We start from the raw sequence: 20889 nt of genomic DNA, 5'->3' as shown, positions 1-20889 counted from the left end.
CACTATGGCAACCGTTGACCTGAATCAGTTACCCGTTCCCGATGTGGTGGAAGAACTGGACTTTGAAACCATTCTTGCCGAACGCATTGCGACGCTAATTTCGCTTTATCCCGAAAATCAGCAGGAGGCTATCGCCCGGACGCTGGCACTTGAGTCAGAGCCGATTGTGAAGCTGCTGCAGGAAAACGCCTACCGTGAAGTTATCTGGCGTCAGCGTGTGAACGAAGCCGCGCAGGCGGTAACGCTGGCCTATTCAACCGGTCACGACCTCGACGTCGTGGCCGGGAACAATAATACCGTACGCCTGACCATTACCCCTGCAGATGACACCACCATACCGCCAACGCCTGCCTTTATGGAATCAGATGCTGACCTGCGACTGCGCACACAACAAGCTTTTGAAGGATTAAGCGTGGCGGGTCCGGTTGGCGCCTATGAGTATCACGGTCGAAGCGCTGACGGACGGGTCGCCGACGTGTCGGTCGAAAGCCCGTCGCCCGCCTGCGTGACGATTTCCGTGTTATCCCGTGAGGGTGACGGCACCGCGAGCCCTGAATTACTGGCAATCGTTGAAAAAGCACTGAACGCCGAAGATGTGCGACCGGTGGCTGACCGGGTGACCGTCCAGTCGGCGGAGATTGTACCGTACCAGATTGACGCGACGATCTACGTTTACCCCGGCCCCGAGTCTGAGCCCATCAGGCAGGCATCGGAGCAGAGGCTTCAGAGCTATATCAGCGCGCAGCACCGCCTCGGGCGTGATATCCGCCTGTCAGCCATTTATGCGGCGATGCACGTTGAGGGGGTGCAGCGTGTCGAGCTGGCATCACCGCAGGCCGACATTGTGCTGAGTAAATCGCAGGCGTCGAACTGTACCGAGTACCAGATAACCATCGGGGGCTCGGATGAGTGACCGGCTGTTACCCGTTGGCTCATCGCCGCTGGAGGTCGCCGCCGGTGCCGCGCTCTCTGAAATTCAGCGCGTGCCGGTACCGCTGCGCACCCTGTGGAACTGGCGCACCTGCCCGGTAAACCTGCTGCCGTATCTGGCGTGGGCGCTGTCGGTCGACCGGTGGGACGAGAAGTGGCCGGAGGCGACAAAGCGCAGCGTCTGTGCGTCCTCGTTTTTCGTCCATCAGCACAAAGGCACCATCAGCGCATTGCGTCGGGTGGTTGAGCCGCTCGGCTTTCTGATTGAGGTGCGCGAGTGGTGGCAGCTCGACGAGGCGCCAGGCACTTTCCGCCTCGTTGTCGGCGTGCTCGACAGCGGCATCACTGACGAAATGTATCAGGAGCTCGAGCGCCTGATTGAAGACGCCAAACCGGCAAGCCGCCACCTGACCGGGCTTGCTATCAGCCTGAGTGCGACCGGTGAGCTGTATGTCGGCGCGGGATGCTACGACGGCGACGCGCTCACCATTTACCCCTACACCCCCGAGGAAATTGTCGTCGGCGGTGAATATTACCCGGCCTCGGCCATCCATTTGATTGATAACCTGAGAGTAAACGCATGACCGCAAAATATCTTGCCATTCTGACCAATCAGGGCGCGGCGCGGCTGGCGAACGCGGCGGCACTCGGTACCAGACTAAACCTGACGCAGATGGCCGTCGGCGATGCGAATGGTACGCTGCCGACCCCTGACCCGGCGCAGACGAAGCTCATTAACCAGAAGCGCATCGCACCGATAAACCTGCTGACCGTTGACCCGGCCAATACCAGCCAGATTATCGCGGAACAGATTATTCCCGAGAATGAGGGCGGTTTCTGGATACGCGAGATTGGTCTCTACGACGATGAGGGGATTCTGATTGCCGTGGCAAACTGCCCGGAGACCTACAAGCCGCAGCTGCAGGAGGGAAGCGGCCGCACGCAGACCATTCGCATGATTCTGATTGTGTCGAGCACGTCGGCCATTACCCTGAAAATCGACCCGTCGGTGGTGCTGGCAACGCGCCAGTATGTCGAGGATAAGGTTATCGAGGTGAAAGCCTATGCCGATAATCTGCTGGCCGCACACCTCGCCGCTGCAGACCCGCACACGCAATACCTCAAAACGGCGGATATTGATAAATATATTCCGGTCGGTTTTCCGCTGCCGTGGCCACAGGCAACTCCGCCGGAGGGCTGGCTTAAATGCAACGGCGCGGTTTTTGACAAGGTGAAATATCCAAAGCTGGCTGTCGCTTATCCATCCGGTAAATTGCCTGACTTGCGCAGTGAGTTTTTGCGAGGGTGGGATGACGGGCGCGGGATAGATAATGGACGAGCGCTATTATCCGCTCAGGTCGGCTCTGGAGTTGGGATGTTCATCGGGGGTCATTCAGATGGGACCGCATATATCCCATTGAGTGATTTCGACAGCGTTGTCGACAACAGCCCGTCATGGTCACACATAAATACCGCAGGGCTGATATCTTCAATTGGTGGTCAACGGTCATCATTCGGCGCTCGCCCACGCAACATTGCATTTAACTACATCGTGAGGGCGGCATAATGGCAAAAGCGACACTTAACAAACAGGGCATTACCACAAAAGCCGGTGATATGACGGTTTATAACTATGACGGTGAAACCCGCGAATATCTGACGTCCTCTGTCGAGTTTCTGGCGCTGGGCGTGGGGATTCCTGCTAATTCCTGCACCGATGCACCGGTCGAAGAAAAAGAAGGTTTCGCGGTGTGTCGCGCGGCCAGTCTTGACGGGTGGGAGTATGTCGCAGACCATCGCGGTGAGACGGTTTATGACACGGAAACCGGTCAGCCGGCCAACATTACCGCGCCCGGTGACTATGCCGTCGGCGTAACTACGATTGCACCGTCGACCCCCTATGACCGCTGGAACGGTGGCGAATGGGTCACGGATAAGGACGCGCAGAAAAACGGTCAGGTTAAGGAGGCTGAACAGAAAAAATCCGCGCTGCTGTCAGAGGCGCAAAGCGCTATCAGCCTGTGGCAGACTGAGCTGCAGCTCGGCATCATCAGAGACGATGACAAGGCCAGCCTGATTGCGTGGATGAAATACATTCAGGCGCTGAACGCGATCGACACATCTACGGCGCCGGATATTGAGTGGCCGGAAAAACCAGAATAAACGAAGCCCTCCACCCGGAGGGCTTTTTTGTATGTTGTGTTATCCCTCCACCAACGGCATTGCATCGCGCCTGCGCGACACACAACAGAAAATAGTCGCACCCCTTAACCACGGAGTTAAACAGATGGGCGACTATCATCACGGCGTCGAGGTCATCGAGATTAATGATGGCACGCGCACCATTTCCACCGTCTCGACGGCCATCATCGGCATGGTCTGCACGGCCAGCGATGCTGACGACAAGACGTTTCCCCTTAACGAGCCGGTGCTGATTACCAGCGTGCAAACGGCTATCGGTAAAGCCGGTAAAAAAGGCACGCTGTCAAAATCCCTGCAGGCCATCGCCGACCAGTGCAAGCCGGTCATTGTGGTGGTGCGCGTTCCCGAAGGTACCGACGACCCGTCAGACCCGGAAGCGGCGCAGAAAGAAACCATTTCCAACATCATCGGCACGACCGACGAAAACGGCAAATACACCGGGCTGAAAGCGCTGTTAACGGCGAAAACCGTCACCGGCGTTAAGCCGCGCATTCTCGGCGTGCCGGGACTGGATACGCAGGAAGTGGCGACCGCGCTCGCGTCGACCTGCCAGAGCTTGCGCGCGTTTGGCTACGTGAGCGCGTGGGGCTGCAAGACCATTTCCGACGCCATCAAATACCGTGAGAATTTCAGCCAGCGCGAGCTGATGGTCATTCACCCTGATTTTCTGGCATGGGACACCACGGCGAACGAAACCGATATTGCATGGGCGACCGCCCGCGCGCTCGGCCTGCGTGCCAGAATCGACCAGACTATCGGCTGGCACAAAACGCTGTCCAACGTCGGCGTGAATGGCGTCACCGGCGTCAGTGCCTCGGTCTCATGGGATTTGCAGGAGCAGGCCACCGACGCCAACCTGCTTAATCAAGCCGGAGTGACAACGCTCATCCGCAACGACGGCTTTAAGTTTTGGGGTAACCGCACCTGCTCGGACGATCCGTTATTCGTTTTTGAAAACTACACCCGCACGGCGCAGGTGCTGGCCGACACGATGGCTGAGGCGCACGCGTGGGCGATGGATAAGCCCGTTTCCGCAACGCTTATCCGCGACATCGTCGCCGGTATCAATGCCAAATTCCGCGAGCTGAAAAATAACGGCTATATCGTTGACGGCTCCTGCTGGTACGACCCGGAGTCAAACAGCGTGGAAACCCTCAAAGCCGGGAAGCTGTATATCGATTACGACTACACCCCCGTCCCGCCGCTGGAAAACCTGACCCTGCGCCAGCGCATCACCGATACCTATCTGGCAGACCTGTCAGACTCGGTCAACAGCTAAGGAGCCCAGAGCATGGCGTTACCTCGCAAACTGAAATACCTGAACATGTTTAACGACGGTCTCAGCTACATGGGCGTCGTTGAATCCGTCACCCTGCCAAAGCTGACCCGCAAGCTGGAGAAATATCGCGGCGGCGGGATGCCGGGCTCGGTGTCGGTTGACCTCGGCCTCGACGACGACGCGCTGTCGCTTGAGTGGACGCTGGGCGGTCTGCCTGACGTCGCGCTGTGGGCGCAGTACGCGTCACCGGGTGCCGACAGCGTGCCGCTACGCTTCACCGGCTCATTCCAGCGCGATGACACTGGCACAATTTCCGCCGTTGAGGTGGTCATGCGTGGCCGTCACAAGGAGTACGACGGCGGCGAGAACAAACAGGGCGAAAGCGGCACGACCAAAATCTCGACCGAGTGCTCGTATTACCAGCTCACGATTGACGGCAAGGAGGTCATCGAGATTGACGTCGTCAACATGGTGATGAAAGTCGACGGCGTCGACCGTCTCGCTGAGCACCGCCGGGCGATTGGCCTGTAACCCGTTAACCGGTCAGCCAGGCTGGCCGGCCACTTACTCACATTCAAAGAGAGCGACATCATGGAAAACATCAACGAAACCGCCACCACCGGAACCGAAAACCCAAACATTGTGATCCTCGATAATCCCATCATGCGCGGTGAGCAAAAAATCGAACAGGTCACCGTGACCAGACCCAACGCCGGTACTCTGCGCGGCGTGAGTCTGGCCTCGCTGGCAAACTCTGACGTCGATGCGCTGATTAAGGTGCTGCCGCGTATGACGTACCCGGCACTCACCGAGCATGAGGTCATGCGTCTGGAAGCGTCAGACCTGATTTTGTTCGCCGGTAAGGTGGTTGGTTTTTTGTCACCATCTTCGGCTCGCTGACATTCCCCGATAACCTTTCAATCGATGACCTGATGGCGGATATCGCGGTGATTTTTCACTGGCCGCCATCAGAGCTTTATTCCCTGAGCGTGACCGAGCTCATCACATGGCGCGATAAGGCGCTGCAGCGAAGCGGAAACCACCATGAGCAATAACGTCAGACTTGAGGTGCTGCTTAACGCAGTAGACCGGGCAAGCCGACCGCTCAAAGCTATCCAGACTGCCAGTAAATCCCTTGCTGGCGATATCCGCACTTCTCAAAACAGCCTGCGCGATCTGAATGCGCAGGCGTCCCGAATTGACGGATTCAGGAAAGCGAGCGCACAGCTTGCCGTGACCGGCCAGTCGCTTAACAAGGCTAAACAGGAAGCCGCAGCGCTGGCCGTCCAGTTTAAAAACACGCAGAACCCCACAACCGCGCAGGCGCGCGCGATGGAGGCGGCAAAGAAATCCGCCGCTGACCTGCAGCTCAAATACAACAGCCTCAGGCAGTCGGTACAGCGACAGCGCACCGAGCTCGCGCAGGCCGGTATTAATACCCGCACCCTGTCGGCAGACGAGCGCCGTCTGAAAACCAGCATCAGCGAGACCACCGCGCAGCTTAACCGGCAACGTGATGCACTGGCGCGCGTCAGTCAGCAACAGGCCAGACTCAGCGCGGTAAAAAGCCGGTATGAATCCGGGCAACAGCTCGCCGCCGGTGCGCGTAATGCCGGGATGGTGGGTGTCGGGGTGGCTACCGCCGGGCTTTATGGTGCGTCACGCTTTATTGCGCCGGGCATCGGTTTTGATAAGCAGATGTCAGGCACACAGGCGATCCTCGGGCTCGATAAGGGCGACGATAAGCTCGCGGCCATTCGTCAACAGGCGCGCGATATCGGCGCGACTACGGCCTTTTCACCGGGTGATGTGGCGCGCACGCAGACCACGCTCGCACGCTCGGGATATAACGCCGATGACGTGCTGGCCGCGACCGGCTCGACCGTAAACCTGAGCCTAGCGGCCGACGTGGATATCGCAGAAGCCGCCGACATTATCACTAATATGCAGTCGGCATTTAACCTGCCAACCACTGAGATTGAGCGCGTCGCTGATGTGATGACGAAAGGTTTCACGTCATCAAATACCGGCCTTGTCGAGCTGGGCGAGGCGATGAAGTATGTCGCGCCCATCGCAGAGGCCGCAGGGGCGAGCATTGAAGACACGACCGCGATGCTCGGCATTCTGGCGGATAACGGGATTAAAGGCTCGATGGCCGGTACGGGTGCGAGTGCCATTTTCAACCGCCTGCAAGCGCCAATGGGGAAAGCCGTAGAGGCAATTTCTGAGCTGGGCGTGAAAACCCGCGACGGCAAAGGGAACATGCTGCCGGTCGAGAAAATCCTCAAAGATATTCATAAGTCCTTTGCGAAAAACAAGCTCGGCACGGCGGAGCAGGGCGAATATCTGAAAGTGATCTTCGGTGAAGAAGCCATGAAAGGCGCGATTAAACTCGTCGCCGCTGCCGGTGATGGCTCGCTCGATAACAAGCGCCAGCAAATCCGCGACTCAAAAGGCACGACCGAGCGCATTGCGAAAATACAAACGGATAACCTCGACGGCGATCTGAAAAACCTGCAGTCAGCATGGGAAGACCTGCAGATTGAGGTTTTCGAAAAAGAAGATTCTGCACTGCGCCGCCTGACGGTTTCCGCGACAGACTGGCTTGGCAAGGTGGCCGCGTGGGCGAAAGCAAACCCTGAACTGACGCAAACCCTGTTTAACCTTGTCGCCGGTGGGCTTGCGCTGATTGGGGTGCTCGGGGGCATTGGTCTTATAGCGTGGCCGGTGGTAACGGGCATCAACACGATTATCGCCGCTGCCGGTTTTCTTGGAACAAATCTGGCTGCAATGGGTACGGCCATTGTTTCTGTGCTTGGGGCTATCACTTGGCCTGTTGTGGCCGTAGTTGCGGCATTTGTGGCCGGTGCGCTGCTTATCCGCAAATACTGGGAGCCCATCAGCGCATTCTTTTCCGGCATGGTGGAGGGACTTAAAGCGGCCTTTGCGCCGGTGGCGGAAATTTTCGCACCGCTCACGCCGGTGTTTGATTCTTTCATGGAGAAATTACGCGGAGTCTGGCAGTGGTTCAAAGACCTGATCGCACCGGTTAAGTCGACGCAGGAGACGCTCGACAGTTGCAAAAATGCGGGTGTGATGTTCGGTAAGTTACTGGCCGAAGCGCTGATGTTACCGCTCAAAAGCTTTAATACATTGCGTACTGGCGTTAACTGGCTGCTGGAAAAGCTCGGGGTTATCAATAAAGAATCGAGCGACCTTGACCAGAAGGCCGCAAAAGCCAACGCCGCCACCGGCTCGCAAAATGGGTCTTATATTCCGGCAACCTCAGCATATGGCGGTTATCAGGCATATCAGCCGGTAACGGCACCCACTGGTAAGACTTACGTAGACCAGAGCAAGCCAGAATATAACATCAACCTGAATGGTGGCATTGCGCCGGGCAGCGACCTCGACCGTCAGCTGCGTGAGGCTGTCGATAAACTCGACCGTGAAAACCGTGCGCGTCAGCGCTCAAGTATGCGTCATGACTGAGGGGGATAAAGCATGTTAATGGTTTTAGGTTTGTTTGTGTTTGAGCGCCGCACGCTGCCCTATCAGTCCATGCAGTATTCGAAGGATTACCGCTGGGCATCAAACGATCGTATCGGCAAGCCACCGGCTTACCAGTATCTCGGGGAAGGGGAAACCACGCGCACGCTGTCGGGCGTGCTCTATCCCGAAATTACCGGCGGACGTCTGTCACTGACCGCCATCGAGCTGATGGCGGACGAGGGGCGCGCGTGGCCGCTGATTGACGGAACGGGCATGATCCACGGCATGTATGTCATTGACAAAGTGACGCACACGCACACCGAGCTATTCAGCGACGGAGCGGCGAGAAAAATCGAGTTTAGCCTTTCGCTTAAGCGGGTCGATAAATCGCTGGCGGCCATTTATGGCGACCTGAAAACGCAGGCCGACAATCTGGTCACGTCTGCCGGTGACTGGCTGGGAGGGCTGGCAGGATGATTACAGGAATGGATATTCAGGCCGGGGCGAAGATTGCCCCGGCGTTTATGCTCAAGCTGGATAACGACGATATCACCCAGGATTTTAGCGACCGCCTTATCAGCCTGACCATGACCGACAATCGCGGATTCGAGGCCGACCAGCTCGATATCGAGCTCGATGACACTGACGGCCAGATAGCTTTGCCACCGCGCGGCGCAACGTTGACGCTGTGGTTAGGCTGGCAGGGATCCGCGCTGATAAAAAAAGGGACGTTCACGGTCGACGAAATCGAGCACAGGGGCGCGCCTGATACGCTGACCATCCGGGGGCGAAGCGCCGATTTTCGCGGTACGCTGAACTCGCGCCGGGAGCAGTCATGGCATGACACCACGCTCGGGCAAATTGTCGAGACGATTGCGGCACGCAATAAACTGACGGCCAGCGTGGCCGACACGCTGAAAGCCGTCGCCGTGCCTCACATTGACCAGTCGCAGGAATCCGACTCGGTGTTTCTGTCCCGCCTGGCTGAACGGAACGGGGCGTCGGTTTCGGTAAAAGCGGGAAAACTGTTATTCCTGAAAGCGGGGAGCGGTAAGACGGCCAGCGGAAAGCCCATTCCGCAGATGACGCTTGAGCGCGGGGGCGGCGATCGTCATCAGTTTGCCATTGCTGACCGGGAAGCCTACACCGGCGTGACGGCAAAATGGCTGCACACCAAAGACCCGAAGCCGCAAAAGCAAAAGGTGAAGCTCAAACGTAAGCCCAAAGAGAAGCACCTCCGCGCGCTGCAGCACCCGAAAGCGACCAATGCCCCGGCAAAGACTAAAGCCAAAAAAGAGCAGGAAGCGCACGAGGGTGAGTATATGGCCGGTGAGTCTGACAACGTGCTGGAGCTTACGACCATCTACGCGACAAAGGCGCAGGCCAAGCGCGCCGCTCAGGCGAAGTGGGACAAGCTACAGCGCGGTGTCGCGGAGTTTTCAATCTCACTGGCTATTGGCCGCGCCGATTTATTTCCTGAAACGCCAGTCGCGGTGAAAGGTTTTAAGCGCGTCATAGACGAGCAGGCGTGGATAATCAGCCGGGTGGTGCATAACCTCAACGGGAGCGGCTACACGACGGGCTTAGAGCTTGAGGTTAAGGTTTCGGATGTGGAGTATGAAAGCGAAGAATTAACGCAGTGATTTGTTTTTAAGTGTTTGTTGTATAAGAATAAATTGCGTAAAATTAGCGCGTCGGAAATTAAATGAGGTGCTCGCCATGTTTCACTGTCCAAAATGCCATTTCGCCGCTCACGCCCGCACAAGTCGCTATTTTACTGACACGACCAAAGAGCGGTATCACCAGTGCACAAACATCAACTGCAGCGCGACATTTGTGACCACTGAGACGGTCGAGCGCTTTATTGTATCGCCGGGGGTAGTAGTACCAGCGGCACCTCACCCGACATCATCCGGCCAGCAACAAATGCACTGGCAGTGACCAAAAGAAAGCCCCGCAAATGCGGGGCTTTATCCTAATCATCACGCTTTTTTAAATTGTGGCATTCAAACTCTATTCCATCAGCCAATTTTTCCAAGCAATACACCAAAAAATCAATATCCTTCGATGATATAACTACTCGTTGCCCTTCTTTATAAGTTTCATCATCGGATTTGTGTATATATTTTGTGTCAACGATCCCTTCGTTATGTGCGAGCAAATGGCGTTTTTGGTAGAGAATGCCAAGACATTTGATCTCATTTTCAGATAACCAAGTTTCAAATCCTTTTTGAAACACGTTTTTCCATAGTTCATTGGATTGTGCTAGACGTTGAAACGCGTTGAAGGGAGGGGTTGCAAATTGCTCATACATTCCTTCGCAATATTTTTGAAAAGCAACTACTCCATCGCTAACGCAGGTCTCAATAAGTGATCTGCACATAAGTTCAGCCTCATCTTTCCCACTTGATTCAATTACAGCTCGCCTAACAACATCAATACTATTTTTTTTTGCATGAATCTTACGTAAGGAATCTCGGAATGTCCGTGTTACTGAATTGTGACCGCAAGCGGGGCAAAAATAGGCGCTACCAATAACAGCAAATCGTGAATTACATGCTTCGCACTGGATCTCAAGTTGCATTAAATCGGCAGCCTTAGCGGGGATAGTGAACGTCCTTTTCGGGCTTCCAGACACTTTCATTGACAGTGAAATGAAGCTGTTTTTTCGTTGGCGTTGGTTAAACTGGTTAGCCCCCTCGCGAAGAGAATTATCAATTTTACCTTCAACAATAGCTAACGCTTCGGATTGGGCGTGTTCGATTTGTTGTAATGTAAACCACTGGTCGGAAGGTGCTTCATGTCTACAAAGTGGGCACCAAACAGATTCATCTTTAAAAATATTAGCCCAGTCCTCTTTATTAACTTTAAAAACAAACTCACAGTTTTCGTTAGGGCATTGCTTGTCTATGTAGCCATTTTCATCAGTTTCTATTCCGACAGAAACAGACATCTCATTCATGCATTTAAGTTCTTGTATTAATTTTTCAAACATATCAGATAGCCTCATTGGAATTATTATTTTACTAAAGTCTATGTTAGTCATGTACTTAGTAATAATGTGCAACCTCAGGAGAGAAACTGACCTTTTCCTACCCGTAAGAATATCGCTGCATAGTTTAGGAGTAAATCTGTCATAGTTCGTTTACTGATGCTAAGTAATGTAGGATATCATGTGTCAGTTTGACATTGTACAAATGATAAGCAAAGCCCCGCATTAACGGGGCTTCTTGTATCGATGTGGTCAATCTGTGGACGCGCTCTGAAACAAATCCTTTTATTTCAATGCCTTGAATCGTTTTGAAAAGCTCCTGAGGGAGCCTTGTTTATTATGTTTGACAACCCCTCATCCATTAGTTGTATAGTGCAACTTAATGATGAGGGCACAACATGCACAGCGAAACCCCGGTAGTCAGTGTTATTCGACGTTCCTCGCGCCTTATGGTGCGAGAGTTAGGTTTTATGGCCTCGACCCTGGCCTCAACGAATTACTCACCTTCGGCCGTCCATACCCTGGTCGAAATAGCCCTACGCAAAGAGATGACGGCGAGTCAGCTGGTGCAGCTGCTGGGCCTGGATAAATCCAGCGTCAGCCGGATGCTGGCTCGCCTGATTGCCGCGGGCGAACTCGAGGAAGTTACTTCACCTGAAGATGCGAGAGCGAAGAGTCTCAGGCTGACCGCGAAAGGTCATGAGACGGTCAGTAAAATTAATACCTTTAGCAATGAGCGCGTGGTCTCAGCAATAAAGAGTCTGGCTCCTGCGCAGCAGCAGACCATTTCTCAGGGACTTTCCCTTTATGCCAACGCGCTGCTGGCGTGCCGTGAGACGGGCAGCGACACGCGCCCCGACGAGCTCACGATAGTGCAGGGATATATTCCCGGCATGATTGGCCGTGTCGCGGAGATGCACGGGGTCTATTACGCGCGCGAGCATCATTTTGGCCGTTTTTTTGAGGCCAAAGTGGCCGCAGGGGTTGCAGAATTTAGTGACCGCCTGGATAAGCCATGCAACCAGATCTGGCTGGCGGTGATGAACAGCAGGATAGTGGGGTCAGTGGCGATAGATGGCGAGGATTTAGCCCCGGGTGAAGCCCATCTGCGCTGGTTTATTCTCGACGATGGCTGCCGGGGACACGGGGTGGGGAAAAAACTGCTGACCGAAGCGATGCGCTTTTGCGACAGCGTAGGTTTCTCTGCCGTGCATCTCTGGACATTCAATAAGCTGACCGCCGCACGACGTTTATACGAATCGTTTGGATTTACGCTCGTTAAAGAGTGGGAGGGCGATCAGTGGGGAACCCTTATAACGGAGCAGCAGTTTACCCGGCGCAGAGACGCGTAACTTCCACCATAAAAAAGGCTCCTTTCGGAGCCGCTTTGGTTTCAGAACACTTTCTTATACGGTCGAACCGTCACTTTCGCATACACACCTGCGGCAACATACGGATCTGCGTCAGCCCATGCCTGAGCGCTTTCCTGAGATTCAAACTCAGCGATCACGGTGGAACCGGCAAAACCGGCGGCGCCCGGATCGTTGCTGTCTACTGCGGGCATTGGGCCGGCGGTCAGTAAACGGCCTTCATCCTGGAGCAGCTGCAAACGTGCCAGATGCGCAGGGCGCACAGCCTGGCGTTTTTCGAGCGAATCAGCAACATCTTCAGAGTAAATCACGTAAAACACGGCGAAGCTCCTTAACCGGTAAAAGTGTCAGTTACGTTATGTGAAAGGGCAAACGACTGCAATGTAAAATAAAAACAATGTTAATACCCTGATCTGAATGCGCCTTTTTTGGCCTCTCATGCGCTAAAGTTGCGCCAGAACAAAGTGTCTTATTGAATATGATTGCTATTTGCATTTAAAATCAGTGTTCGGTTTTTTAACGTTGATGATTATGACTTCGATGACCCTTGATTTACCTCGCCGCTTCCCCTGGCCGACGCTGCTTTCTGTCGTGATTCACGGTGCTGTTGTGGCGGGGTTGCTGTATACCTCGGTTCATCAGGTTATTGAAATGCCCGCGCCCGCGCAGCCGATTTCGGTGACGATGGTATCGCCAGCGGATCTCGAACCGCCGCAGGCTGCACCTCCGCCACCGCAGCCGGTGGCTGAACCTGAGCCAGAGCCCGAGCCTGTTCCGCCGCCACCGAAGGAAGCGCCGGTGGTGATCCACAAGCCTGAACCGAAGCCAAAACCTAAGCCGAAGCCAAAACCGGTGAAGAAGGTCGAGGAGCGTCCGAAACGCGAGGAACGTCCGGTTGAACCGCGCGCGACCCAGGCGGTGGAGAATGCGGCGCCTTCGCGTCCGGTGATGAATAACACCGCGACAGCGCCTAAGCCGACAGTCAGTGTTCCTGCGGGCCCGCGCGCGCTGAGTCGCAACCAGCCTCAGTATCCGGCGCGAGCGCAGGCCTTACGTATTGAAGGCCGCGTACGGGTGAAATTTGACGTCACTGCCGATGGCCGCGTGGATAACGTGGAAATATTGTCCGCTCAGCCTTCCAATATGTTTGAGCGCGAAGTGAAATCGGCGATGCGCAGATGGCGCTATGAGGCCGGGAAACCGGGCAATGGACTGATCGTGAATATTGTTTTCCGCCTGAACGGCGGGGCGCAGATGGAATAAAAAAAGCCTCCTGATGGAGGCTTTTTTTTGCCTGTCGATCAGGCCTGCGGAAGTTGACGAGGTTTTCCCTCGCTATCCACTGCAACATAAATAAACAGCGCTTCAGTGGCCTTATAACGCTGTCCAATGGGTTCAGAAGAGACTTTCTTAACCCACACTTCGATGTTGATTGAAATAGAGGTGTTGCCGCGTTTGACGCAGCGCGCGTAGCAGCAAACCACGTCTCCCACCGCAACCGGGCGCAGGAAGGTCATGCCGTCCACTCGCACAGTCACCACGCGCCCGTGGGCAATCTCTTTAGCCAGAATTGCGCCGCCCATATCCATCTGCGACATCAGCCAGCCGCCAAAAATATCGCCATTGGCATTGGTGTCAGCGGGCATTGCCAGTGTGCGTAAAACCAGTTCGCCCTGCGGGGCGTTAGTTGTTGTCATTGTTTTAACTCGTAACGGAAGACTTCAGGCGGGATGCTACTATGATTTCACAGCGGAGAGAATAGACCAGAACGCCTGTCGTAGACGTTCTGGTCAGTCATTAATCAGTGCTTGTCGTCCTGCGGCATGTGGCGATAGATGTATACGCCGCTTAACAGCGTGAAGATAAGCGTCAGCGCGGTCAGGCCGAAGACCTTAAAGTTGACCCAGATATTCTGCGGCAGCCAGAAGGCGATATAGATGTTGGCGAGACCACAGAGAATAAAGAAGACCGCCCAGGCGATATTCAGACGGGACCAGACTTCCTGAGGCAGCGTCAGCTCTTTGCCCAGCATGCGCTGGATCAGCGGCTTTTTCATGACCCACTGGCTAATTAACAATGCGCCCGCAAACAGCGCGTAAATAACGGTCACTTTCCACTTAATAAATTCATCATTGTGGAAGAACAGAGTAAGCCCGCCGAATACGGCGACCAGGACGAACGTTATCAGCGCCATCTTTTCGACTTTGCGATAGCGCACCCAGCTGTAGATGAGTACAACAGCGGTCGCAACGATCAGCGCAGTAGTCGCGGCATAAATATCGTACAGCTTATAAAAAGCAAAAAAGACCACGAGCGGTAAAAAATCAAGAAACTGCTTCATTCTGTGATTCCATCTTCTGAGCGGGGCGGGAGGCAGCGATGCTACCCGCCTCAGGATTACTGACGAATTAACATATACAGGCGGAACAGATAGACCAGCAGTACCGCTGAAATCAGATTGCTCAGCGTATTCGCCACTACCGCGCCAACGTTCGGCGTTAATACCGCAAAATTCGGTGCAAACAACAGCAGGAGCGTTTTGGCGAGCAGCCAGCCGATCACGGCGGGAGCCACCAGACGCATATTAGCCCATGCCAGTCTGATGCTGCTGCGCATCGCGGTAAAAATCCCCATTTTATCCTGCACCACCATCACAGGCGCAAATGAGAGCACGATAGCCAGTAATACGCCCGGCACCACGACCAGCATAATCCCCATTTGCACCAGCATGGTGGTTAAAAAGATCAGAATAAACAGCTTAGGTAAGACTGGCGCACTCGCACCAATCGCCCGTAAGGCGCTGACCCGGTGACCCGCCGAGACCAGCTGAATCATCAGCAAAACGCCGCCCGCCAGAACCGCATTACCGATCAGGCCCGAGAACGTGGACGCGGCAGACGCCCGCAGCAGAATTTGCTGCTGCTCCGGCGTCATGTTTTGCACCAGTTCAAACAGCCCCACGCTTCCGGCAAGATGGTCGCCCTGGCTCAGGCTGGCAATCTGTTCTTCACTCGGTGAGAAGGCATGGCCCAGCACCACCGTGATAAAGGCACATAGCAACGCGATCAGTAAAAAGGTTATGAACTGATTGCGGAAAAAGTTTCCCGTGTCACGGTAGACAGACTTCGCCGTGATAGACATGCACTCTCCTTGAGTATTGCAGGTGTTAATTAGCCGGCAATTGTACACCGGATGCACCTGCTGTGGCAGCATCAAGGCTTGTATGGAAAAGCATATCTTTGTAAAGCGGCGGTAATCCAACGCGCGCCCGGGCGCGATTACAGGCTTCGTTGACCTGCCCATCTTCCCCCGACATGGCAAATTCCCGGCACGGGCTGGGCCGATCCTCATAAATGGAACATCGGGTAGAGACCCCTGGCTCACCCTGTAGCGCTACGCAGCGGGCCTGCTTTTGGTTGGTGCCGCTCATGCAGCGCAGAAAAGGCGTTAGCGGCTCTGTGAGATGAACCGGAACGGTACCGCCGCCATCGCTGGCTTCGGCCCAGTAGAAAGAGACTCGAAAATACGCACAACAGGCTCCGCACGTCATGCACGGGTTGATATCACTCATGGCACACCTGCAAAAGAAGAACGCATCAAATCAACTTGTGAGAGCGATAAATTATCCAGCCGTCAGAGGAAGAGCAAGAGGGGGAAAAGGGAAAATTTTGTAACCGTGAAATGCCAAAAATTGACATGGAAACAACTTATCGCTTTTGGATGCGCAACAAAAAATTAATCCAGATCAATGAATGTTAAGTTACTGGTTTTAATGTGATCTGTAGCAGATCACTTATTACTCATTTGTGAGTATATTCTCATCCGCGATTAAAACCACAACGATGGAGCGGATATGAAAAAATTAGCGGTGGCAGCCCTTGTATTAAGCAGTCTCTCTGGCGGCGCGTATGCGCATGAAGCAGGCGAATTCTTTATTCGTGCCGGTTCGGCTACGGTTCGCCCGACTGAAGGATCGGATAACGTGCTGGGTATGGGCGGTTTTAACGTCAGTAATAACACCCAGTTAGGGTTAACGTTCACCTATATGGCGACGGAAAACGTTGGTGTAGAGCTTCTGGCTGCAACGCCGTTCCGTCATCGCGTGGGTCTGGGCGCAACCGGTGATATCGCGACGGTTCACCATTTACCGCCAACGCTGATGGCGCAATGGTACTTTGGCGATGCCAGCAGCAAGGTGCGTCCTTATATTGGCGCCGGTGTGAACTACACCACCTTCTTTGACGAGAAGTTTAACGATACAGGTAAAGAGGCCGGTCTGACTGACCTCAGCCTGAAAGATTCATGGGGTATGGCGGGGCAGGTCGGTCTGGACTATCTGATTAACCGCGACTGGCTGATTAACGCCTCGGTCTGGTACATGGATATTGATACGGACGTACGCTTCAAGGCGGGCGGTCAGCAGCAAAGTATCAATACTCGCCTGGATCCGTGGGTGTTTATGTTCTCTGCGGGTTATCGTTTCTGATCCCCCGTCAAACTGGCCACAGGGTGGCCAGTTTGCTTTGCTCACTTCAAAACGACGGATAAACCGGCCGCTCATCAAGCTTTACGCAGTGCCTCAGGATATTTTCCCCATCATATAAATAGCTGAAAGCGTCGCTGGACAGGGAATGGAAAAGAATATCGCCGTTGGCAAACGGGATAATTTCGGTATCTCCCGCACGTTTATGTCCCGCACCGGTTTCAAAATGACCTTGCCATCGTTCCTGGGTATGGTCATAAACGTGCAGAATGATCTCGACAAGTCCTCTTTGCGGACAATTAAGGCGCAGGAAGGTAGAAGAGAAATTCAGGGACAGCGCATGGAAGGGAATCAATAAGGCGAAAACCAGTAAAGCTCGTAAATACATCAAACCGCGAAAACTTCCTTCAAAAGGGAAGTGAGATTTTACTTAAGTCAAAGATCGCGTTTTTGCCGTGGATCAAGATGTCTTATAATTCAATGCGATAAAGGCCCCTCGCGAGGCCCCTGGCGATCATTTTTGAATCAAATAGCGAATGGTCGGGCCATCCTGCTGGATATCCAGCACCGTGTAGCCGTGGTTTTTCGCATCCAGCGGAATGTTGTTGATGGACTGCGGACAGTCGCTGACCACTTCCAGAATTTCCCCTTTTTTGAGCTGCGGTAGGGCTTCAAGCGTGGCAACAGCCGGATAAGGGCAGGGTTCACCGACCATATCCAGACGGTAATCGGGCACGATCTCTTTCATGCAGCATTCTCCTGGGTTTCTGTTTTAACACTCGCGCGACGGAAGAAGCGTTTCTCCTGCGCGACAACCAGTAAAAAAGCGACCAGCAGCAGGGCATAGGTGACCAGCAGGCCGCCGAGAGGGCCGAAGGTGCTCAGCAGGTTGACCTTGTCCCAGTTCGTGGCAAGCGCCGGGGACAGATCGTCCCAGAAGTACGCCAGGATCGTCGAGCCGATAACATTTCCCAGGCCCACCCACCAGTAATGCACCTGACCTTCAACGGCGCGGTACATCCAGCCGGTTTCACACCCGCCAGCCAGCACAATCCCGAAGCCAAACAGCAGGCCGCCAATCACCGCGTTAGGGCCAGCCCACATGATTTTCGGTTCAACGCCCAGCTGAACATAGCTGAAGATACCGATGGCGCTGACCGCCATCCCGGCGATAATCGCCTTTGCCATCATCGTGCGGCCGGTGATCCACATATCGCGAAACGCGGAGGTAAAGCAGATCTGCGCGCGTTCAATGAGCAGACCAAAACCCACGCCGAACAGCATCGCCAGGCCGAGTTTGGGCTGATTCATCGCAGTGCAAAGCGCCCAGGCGACCATAGCCAAAAAGACCAGCATACCGAGGCGGAAACGGCGACGCGCCTGGTCCGGCTTCTGGGTTAACGGAGACGCTGCGCTGACTTTTGTCATTTTCACCGGAATGCGGAACAGCGGCAGCAGGGTAAATTTGGCACCGAAGTAAGAGCCGATGGCCGTGGCGACTGCAAAGAACCAGGCGTGAAGCGAAAACTGAGGAATACCCGTAAAGAAAGCGGCCAGGTTACAGCCCATCGCCAGACGGGCGCCAAACCCGGCAATGATACCGCCGACCACCGCCTGCATTATACGAATACGGCTTTTGGGCATCCGCAACTTAACGTTGTTTGCCCACAGCGCCGCCGCGAAACAGCCGCCGAACATGCCGACGATCATCATCCCGTCGATGCGGGTAAGCGGCGTGCCGTCCAGATGAATGAGTTTAAAGTAACCCCACTCTTCAGTATGCACACCAGCGAGCTGTAGCAATTGACCACCCCAGCGGGTGAACTCGCCGGTCACGGCCCAGAAGGTGCCGGTAATACCGAAATAGTAGGTAGAGAGAATGCCTGCCGCGATAACGGCCGGAACAGGTGACCAGAACTTAACCAGGTAAGTCTGTTTGAAGTATTGCCATGACATGAATAAGCCTCTGAACTCAGAAGGATTAAAGATAAAAAAAGAGTCCAGATCATACGCTTGCACGCCAGAATGGAAAGCCATTCACGCCGAAAATATCGACGGGATCAATTTTGAGGTAATCCGTTGTAGAAGGTGGGGAAGGAAGGGTAACCGTCTGGCAGGAAGCCAGACGGTAGAGAGGTTATGCTTTACGCGTCGCCGCTTTCATTGCGGTCACAAACGCTTTCAGCTCGGCCAGCATCTGCTCGGGCTTGTCCACGTTCTTTTCGATGATCTTCACAATCGCGGAGCCGGAGATGGCACCAGCCGCCTTCGCGTCAATCGCTGCGGTGACCTGATCCGGGGAGGAAATCCCGAATCCCTGCAGCGGAGGCGCGGCATGATACTCGGCCAGCTTCTCCACCAGATGATGCAGCGGCAGTGCGGCTTTATTCTCGGCACCGGTCACGCCCGCGCGGGAGAGCAGGTAGGTATAGCCGCGTCCGTAAGAGGCAATCTGGCGCAGCAGGGCGTCATCGGCGTTCGGCGGGCAGATGAAAATCGGGGCGACGTTATGGCGCATGGCCGCCTGACGGAATGGCGCAGATTCCTCGACCGGCACGTCTGCCACCAGAACGGAGTCGACGCCCACGCGTGCGCACTCGGCGTAAAACTCATCGATACCGCGGTTGAACACCAGGTTGGCGTACATCAGCAGGCCGATCGGAATGGTCGGGTGCTTCTGGCGAATCGCCGCCAGCATCTCGAAGCACTGGGTCGGCGTCACCCCGGAGGCGAATGCGCGCAGCGTCGCATTCTGGATGGTCGGGCCATCCGCCAGCGGATCAGAGAACGGAATACCCAGCTCCAGCGCGTCGGCGCCGGCTTCAATCAGGGTGTCGATAATCTTCAGTGACTGTTCCGGGCCCGGATCGCCCAGGGTGACGAAGGGAACGAACGCGCCTTCCTGGCGGGATTTCAGCTCTGCAAATACGTTATCGTAGCGTTCCATCAGATTTCCCCTCGTGCTTTCAGAATATCGTGAACGGTGAAGATATCTTTGTCACCGCGGCCGGAAAGGTTTACCACCAGCAGCTGTTCTTTTTCCGGGTTTTCTTTCATCATTTTCAGCGCGTGCGCCAGGGCGTGCGAAGACTCCAGCGCCGGGATGATCCCTTCGCTGCGGCACAGCGTTTTAAAGGCTTCCAGCGCTTCGTCATCGGTAATGGAGACATAGTCCGCGCGGCCGGTGCTGTTTAGATACGCATGCTGCGGCCCGACGGACGGGAAGTCGAGGCCGGCAGAAATAGAGTAAGACTCTTCAATCTGGCCTTCATCTGTTTGCATCATCGGGGATTTCATCCCGAAGTAGATCCCCACGCGGCCATGCTTCAGCGGCGCGCCGTGTTCACCCGATTCAATGCCGTGCCCGGCTGGCTCGACGCCAATCAGACCCACGCTGGTGTCGTCGATAAAGTCTGCGAACATGCCGATGGCGTTAGATCCGCCGCCAACGCAGGCGATCACCGCATCCGGCAGACGCCCCTCTTTTTCGAGGATCTGCGCTTTGGTCTCTTCACCGATCATGCGCTGGAATTCGCGCACGATAGTCGGGAACGGGTGCGGGCCCGCCGCGGTACCGAGCATATAGTGCGCGGTTTCATAGCTGCCAGACCAGTCGCGAAGCGCTTCGTTACAGGCATCCTTCAGCGTCGCGGAGCCGCTGTGCACCGGGATCACTTCCGCTCCCATCAGACGCATACGGAAGACGTTCGGAGACTGACGCTCAACGTCTTTCGCTCCCATATAGATGCGGCATTTCAGGCCGAGCAGGGCGCTGGCAAGCGCAGAGGCCACGCCGTGCTGACCTGCACCGGTTTCGGCGATGATTTCGGTTTTGCCCATACGCTTCGCGAGCAGCGCCTGGCCCAGCACCTGGTTAGTTTTATGCGCGCCGCCGTGCAGCAGGTCTTCACGCTTCAGATACAGCGTGGTTTTGGTGCCTTCCGTCAGGTTGCGGCATTTGGTCAGCGCGGTCGGACGACCGGCGTAATTTTTCAGCAGGTCGGTAAATTCCGCCTGAAACGCCGGATCTTTCTGCGCGCTGACAAACGCTTCTTCCAGCTGGCGCAGCGCGGGCATCAGGATTTGCGGGACGTACATCCCGCCGAACTCACCAAAATACGGGTTAAGTAATGTCGTCATC

Annotated in this window: 26 protein-coding genes; 15 read left to right on the top strand and 11 right to left on the bottom strand. The window is 55.0% G+C overall.

The genetic code is table 11. From position 1 onward, the window contains the following. Window positions 1-4: 4 nt before the first annotated feature. From HB664_RS15275 to HB664_RS15220, 12 genes are all read left to right on the top strand, one after another. The gene (locus tag HB664_RS15275) at window positions 5-913 is read left to right on the top strand and encodes a baseplate assembly protein (RefSeq protein ID WP_219939740.1); all 909 of its coding nucleotides are present in this window, start codon (window positions 5-7) and stop codon (window positions 911-913) included. Next, window positions 906-1514: a phage tail protein I gene (locus HB664_RS15270; RefSeq protein WP_219939739.1), complete on the top strand. Its 609-nt coding sequence runs from the start codon at window positions 906-908 to the stop codon at window positions 1512-1514. The genes HB664_RS15275 and HB664_RS15270 overlap by 8 nt, the downstream gene beginning before the upstream one ends. After that, entirely contained in the window at window positions 1511-2497 is a 987-nt protein-coding gene (locus tag HB664_RS15265; protein WP_032652199.1) for a phage tail protein, read from the top strand. Before HB664_RS15270 ends, HB664_RS15265 begins: the two co-directional genes overlap by 4 nt. Then, window positions 2497-3093 (top strand): tail fiber assembly protein, encoded by a 597-nt coding sequence (locus tag HB664_RS15260; RefSeq protein WP_032652197.1) that lies wholly within the window; start codon window positions 2497-2499, stop codon window positions 3091-3093. Before HB664_RS15265 ends, HB664_RS15260 begins: the two co-directional genes overlap by 1 nt. A 124-nt stretch (window positions 3094-3217) precedes the next feature. After that, window positions 3218-4411 carry a phage tail sheath protein gene (locus HB664_RS15255; protein ID WP_149367442.1) on the top strand — a complete coding sequence of 398 codons (1194 nt, stop codon included), beginning with the start codon at window positions 3218-3220 and terminating at the stop codon, window positions 4409-4411. Window positions 4412-4423: 12 nt separating this feature from the next. Continuing rightward, complete coding sequence (locus HB664_RS15250) at window positions 4424-4942, top strand: phage major tail tube protein (protein WP_219939738.1); 519 nt, start codon at window positions 4424-4426, stop codon at window positions 4940-4942. Between the two features lie 60 nt (window positions 4943-5002). Beyond that, the gene (locus HB664_RS15245) at window positions 5003-5311 is read left to right on the top strand and encodes a phage tail assembly protein (protein WP_219939737.1); all 309 of its coding nucleotides are present in this window, start codon (window positions 5003-5005) and stop codon (window positions 5309-5311) included. A gap of 32 nt (window positions 5312-5343) precedes the next feature. Beyond that, complete coding sequence (locus HB664_RS15240; RefSeq protein ID WP_006175769.1) at window positions 5344-5466, top strand: GpE family phage tail protein; 123 nt, start codon at window positions 5344-5346, stop codon at window positions 5464-5466. Beyond that, window positions 5456-7903 carry a phage tail tape measure protein gene (locus HB664_RS15235; RefSeq protein ID WP_219939736.1) on the top strand — a complete coding sequence of 816 codons (2448 nt, stop codon included), beginning with the start codon at window positions 5456-5458 and terminating at the stop codon, window positions 7901-7903. Before HB664_RS15240 ends, HB664_RS15235 begins: the two co-directional genes overlap by 11 nt. A 12-nt stretch (window positions 7904-7915) precedes the next feature. Continuing rightward, window positions 7916-8380 carry a phage tail protein gene (locus HB664_RS15230; RefSeq protein ID WP_023333118.1) on the top strand — a complete coding sequence of 155 codons (465 nt, stop codon included), beginning with the start codon at window positions 7916-7918 and terminating at the stop codon, window positions 8378-8380. Further along, window positions 8377-9546 carry a phage late control D family protein gene (locus tag HB664_RS15225; RefSeq protein ID WP_219939735.1) on the top strand — a complete coding sequence of 390 codons (1170 nt, stop codon included), beginning with the start codon at window positions 8377-8379 and terminating at the stop codon, window positions 9544-9546. Before HB664_RS15230 ends, HB664_RS15225 begins: the two co-directional genes overlap by 4 nt. 76 nt (window positions 9547-9622) lie before the next feature. Next, on the top strand, window positions 9623-9844 hold the full coding sequence (locus HB664_RS15220; RefSeq protein ID WP_032665565.1) for a DNA-binding transcriptional regulator: 222 nt from the start codon (window positions 9623-9625) through the stop codon (window positions 9842-9844). Between the two features lie 34 nt (window positions 9845-9878). Here HB664_RS15220 and HB664_RS15215 read toward each other — a convergent pair whose 3' ends face one another. Continuing rightward, a complete protein-coding gene (locus HB664_RS15215) occupies window positions 9879-10898 on the bottom strand; it encodes an NOB1 family endonuclease (RefSeq protein ID WP_219939734.1) in 1020 nt (339 codons plus the stop codon). Between the two features lie 395 nt (window positions 10899-11293). On the opposite strand from HB664_RS15215, the gene HB664_RS15210 reads away from it, so the two are divergent. Beyond that, window positions 11294-12247, top strand: a complete 954-nt coding sequence (locus tag HB664_RS15210) for a helix-turn-helix domain-containing GNAT family N-acetyltransferase (protein WP_033145754.1) — start codon at window positions 11294-11296, stop codon at window positions 12245-12247. A gap of 41 nt (window positions 12248-12288) precedes the next feature. Here HB664_RS15210 and HB664_RS15205 read toward each other — a convergent pair whose 3' ends face one another. Then, entirely contained in the window at window positions 12289-12585 is a 297-nt protein-coding gene (locus HB664_RS15205) for a YciI family protein (RefSeq protein WP_029741731.1), read from the bottom strand. A gap of 220 nt (window positions 12586-12805) precedes the next feature. On the opposite strand from HB664_RS15205, the gene tonB reads away from it, so the two are divergent. Beyond that, window positions 12806-13528 carry a TonB system transport protein TonB gene (gene tonB, locus HB664_RS15200; protein ID WP_219940835.1) on the top strand — a complete coding sequence of 241 codons (723 nt, stop codon included), beginning with the start codon at window positions 12806-12808 and terminating at the stop codon, window positions 13526-13528. 38 nt (window positions 13529-13566) lie between these two features. Here the strand turns inward: tonB and yciA are convergent, their stop codons facing one another. The 4 genes from yciA to HB664_RS15180 form a co-directional block, all read right to left on the bottom strand. After that, entirely contained in the window at window positions 13567-13962 is a 396-nt protein-coding gene (yciA, locus tag HB664_RS15195; RefSeq protein ID WP_008502796.1) for an acyl-CoA thioester hydrolase YciA, read from the bottom strand. A 104-nt stretch (window positions 13963-14066) separates the two neighbouring features. Further along, window positions 14067-14606, bottom strand: a complete 540-nt coding sequence (locus tag HB664_RS15190) for a septation protein A (RefSeq protein ID WP_023312088.1) — start codon at window positions 14604-14606, stop codon at window positions 14067-14069. A 56-nt stretch (window positions 14607-14662) separates the two neighbouring features. Further along, a complete protein-coding gene (locus tag HB664_RS15185) occupies window positions 14663-15406 on the bottom strand; it encodes a YciC family protein (protein WP_032656704.1) in 744 nt (247 codons plus the stop codon). Between the two features lie 25 nt (window positions 15407-15431). Further along, the gene (locus HB664_RS15180) at window positions 15432-15836 is read right to left on the bottom strand and encodes a YkgJ family cysteine cluster protein (RefSeq protein ID WP_021240310.1); all 405 of its coding nucleotides are present in this window, start codon (window positions 15834-15836) and stop codon (window positions 15432-15434) included. A gap of 282 nt (window positions 15837-16118) precedes the next feature. On the opposite strand from HB664_RS15180, the gene ompW reads away from it, so the two are divergent. Continuing rightward, entirely contained in the window at window positions 16119-16751 is a 633-nt protein-coding gene (ompW, locus tag HB664_RS15175; protein ID WP_023312086.1) for an outer membrane protein OmpW, read from the top strand. 46 nt (window positions 16752-16797) lie between these two features. On the opposite strand, the gene HB664_RS15170 is transcribed toward ompW, so the two are convergent. From HB664_RS15170 to trpB, 5 genes are all read right to left on the bottom strand, one after another. Then, on the bottom strand, window positions 16798-17136 hold the full coding sequence (locus HB664_RS15170) for a hypothetical protein (RefSeq protein WP_219939733.1): 339 nt from the start codon (window positions 17134-17136) through the stop codon (window positions 16798-16800). Between the two features lie 126 nt (window positions 17137-17262). Continuing rightward, window positions 17263-17496, bottom strand: coding sequence for a sulfurtransferase-like selenium metabolism protein YedF (gene yedF, locus HB664_RS15165; protein ID WP_003856774.1), 234 nt, complete (start codon window positions 17494-17496; stop codon window positions 17263-17265). Then, window positions 17493-18704 carry a selenium metabolism membrane protein YedE/FdhT gene (gene yedE / locus HB664_RS15160; protein WP_219939732.1) on the bottom strand — a complete coding sequence of 404 codons (1212 nt, stop codon included), beginning with the start codon at window positions 18702-18704 and terminating at the stop codon, window positions 17493-17495. Before yedE ends, yedF begins: the two co-directional genes overlap by 4 nt. A 181-nt stretch (window positions 18705-18885) precedes the next feature. Next, window positions 18886-19695 (bottom strand): tryptophan synthase subunit alpha, encoded by an 810-nt coding sequence (gene trpA / locus HB664_RS15155; RefSeq protein ID WP_029740534.1) that lies wholly within the window; start codon window positions 19693-19695, stop codon window positions 18886-18888. Further along, window positions 19695-20888 (bottom strand): tryptophan synthase subunit beta, encoded by a 1194-nt coding sequence (trpB, locus tag HB664_RS15150; RefSeq protein WP_023312081.1) that lies wholly within the window; start codon window positions 20886-20888, stop codon window positions 19695-19697. The genes trpA and trpB overlap by 1 nt, the downstream gene beginning before the upstream one ends. Between the last annotated feature and the right edge of the window lies 1 nt (window position 20889).

It is taken from the genome of Enterobacter sp. DNB-S2 (genome assembly GCF_019443845.1).
Classification (GTDB): domain Bacteria; phylum Pseudomonadota; class Gammaproteobacteria; order Enterobacterales; family Enterobacteriaceae; genus Enterobacter; species Enterobacter asburiae_B.
Note: the sequence above shows the minus strand (reverse complement) of the source record. Positions and strands in the feature narration are given on the sequence as shown.

Coding starts and splice junctions, on each gene's coding strand:
- HB664_RS15190 (WP_023312088.1), bottom strand. CDS start 14,606: ATGAAGCAGTTTCTTGATTTTTTACCGCTCGTGGTCTTTTTTGCTTTT.
- trpA (WP_029740534.1), bottom strand. CDS start 19,695: ATGGAACGCTACGATAACGTATTTGCAGAGCTGAAATCCCGCCAGGAA.
- HB664_RS15275 (WP_219939740.1), top strand. CDS start 5: ATGGCAACCGTTGACCTGAATCAGTTACCCGTTCCCGATGTGGTGGAA.
- ompW (WP_023312086.1), top strand. CDS start 16,119: ATGAAAAAATTAGCGGTGGCAGCCCTTGTATTAAGCAGTCTCTCTGGC.
- HB664_RS15250 (WP_219939738.1), top strand. CDS start 4,424: ATGGCGTTACCTCGCAAACTGAAATACCTGAACATGTTTAACGACGGT.
- trpB (WP_023312081.1), bottom strand. CDS start 20,888: ATGACGACATTACTTAACCCGTATTTTGGTGAGTTCGGCGGGATGTAC.
- HB664_RS15235 (WP_219939736.1), top strand. CDS start 5,456: ATGAGCAATAACGTCAGACTTGAGGTGCTGCTTAACGCAGTAGACCGG.
- HB664_RS15215 (WP_219939734.1), bottom strand. CDS start 10,898: ATGTTTGAAAAATTAATACAAGAACTTAAATGCATGAATGAGATGTCT.
- HB664_RS15170 (WP_219939733.1), bottom strand. CDS start 17,136: ATGTATTTACGAGCTTTACTGGTTTTCGCCTTATTGATTCCCTTCCAT.
- HB664_RS15240 (WP_006175769.1), top strand. CDS start 5,344: ATGGCGGATATCGCGGTGATTTTTCACTGGCCGCCATCAGAGCTTTAT.
- HB664_RS15245 (WP_219939737.1), top strand. CDS start 5,003: ATGGAAAACATCAACGAAACCGCCACCACCGGAACCGAAAACCCAAAC.
- HB664_RS15270 (WP_219939739.1), top strand. CDS start 906: ATGAGTGACCGGCTGTTACCCGTTGGCTCATCGCCGCTGGAGGTCGCC.
- yedF (WP_003856774.1), bottom strand. CDS start 17,496: ATGAAAGAGATCGTGCCCGATTACCGTCTGGATATGGTCGGTGAACCC.
- HB664_RS15260 (WP_032652197.1), top strand. CDS start 2,497: ATGGCAAAAGCGACACTTAACAAACAGGGCATTACCACAAAAGCCGGT.
- yciA (WP_008502796.1), bottom strand. CDS start 13,962: ATGACAACAACTAACGCCCCGCAGGGCGAACTGGTTTTACGCACACTG.
- tonB (WP_219940835.1), top strand. CDS start 12,806: ATGACCCTTGATTTACCTCGCCGCTTCCCCTGGCCGACGCTGCTTTCT.
- HB664_RS15180 (WP_021240310.1), bottom strand. CDS start 15,836: ATGAGTGATATCAACCCGTGCATGACGTGCGGAGCCTGTTGTGCGTAT.
- yedE (WP_219939732.1), bottom strand. CDS start 18,704: ATGTCATGGCAATACTTCAAACAGACTTACCTGGTTAAGTTCTGGTCA.
- HB664_RS15185 (WP_032656704.1), bottom strand. CDS start 15,406: ATGTCTATCACGGCGAAGTCTGTCTACCGTGACACGGGAAACTTTTTC.
- HB664_RS15265 (WP_032652199.1), top strand. CDS start 1,511: ATGACCGCAAAATATCTTGCCATTCTGACCAATCAGGGCGCGGCGCGG.
- HB664_RS15225 (WP_219939735.1), top strand. CDS start 8,377: ATGATTACAGGAATGGATATTCAGGCCGGGGCGAAGATTGCCCCGGCG.
- HB664_RS15210 (WP_033145754.1), top strand. CDS start 11,294: ATGCACAGCGAAACCCCGGTAGTCAGTGTTATTCGACGTTCCTCGCGC.
- HB664_RS15230 (WP_023333118.1), top strand. CDS start 7,916: ATGTTAATGGTTTTAGGTTTGTTTGTGTTTGAGCGCCGCACGCTGCCC.
- HB664_RS15255 (WP_149367442.1), top strand. CDS start 3,218: ATGGGCGACTATCATCACGGCGTCGAGGTCATCGAGATTAATGATGGC.
- HB664_RS15220 (WP_032665565.1), top strand. CDS start 9,623: ATGTTTCACTGTCCAAAATGCCATTTCGCCGCTCACGCCCGCACAAGT.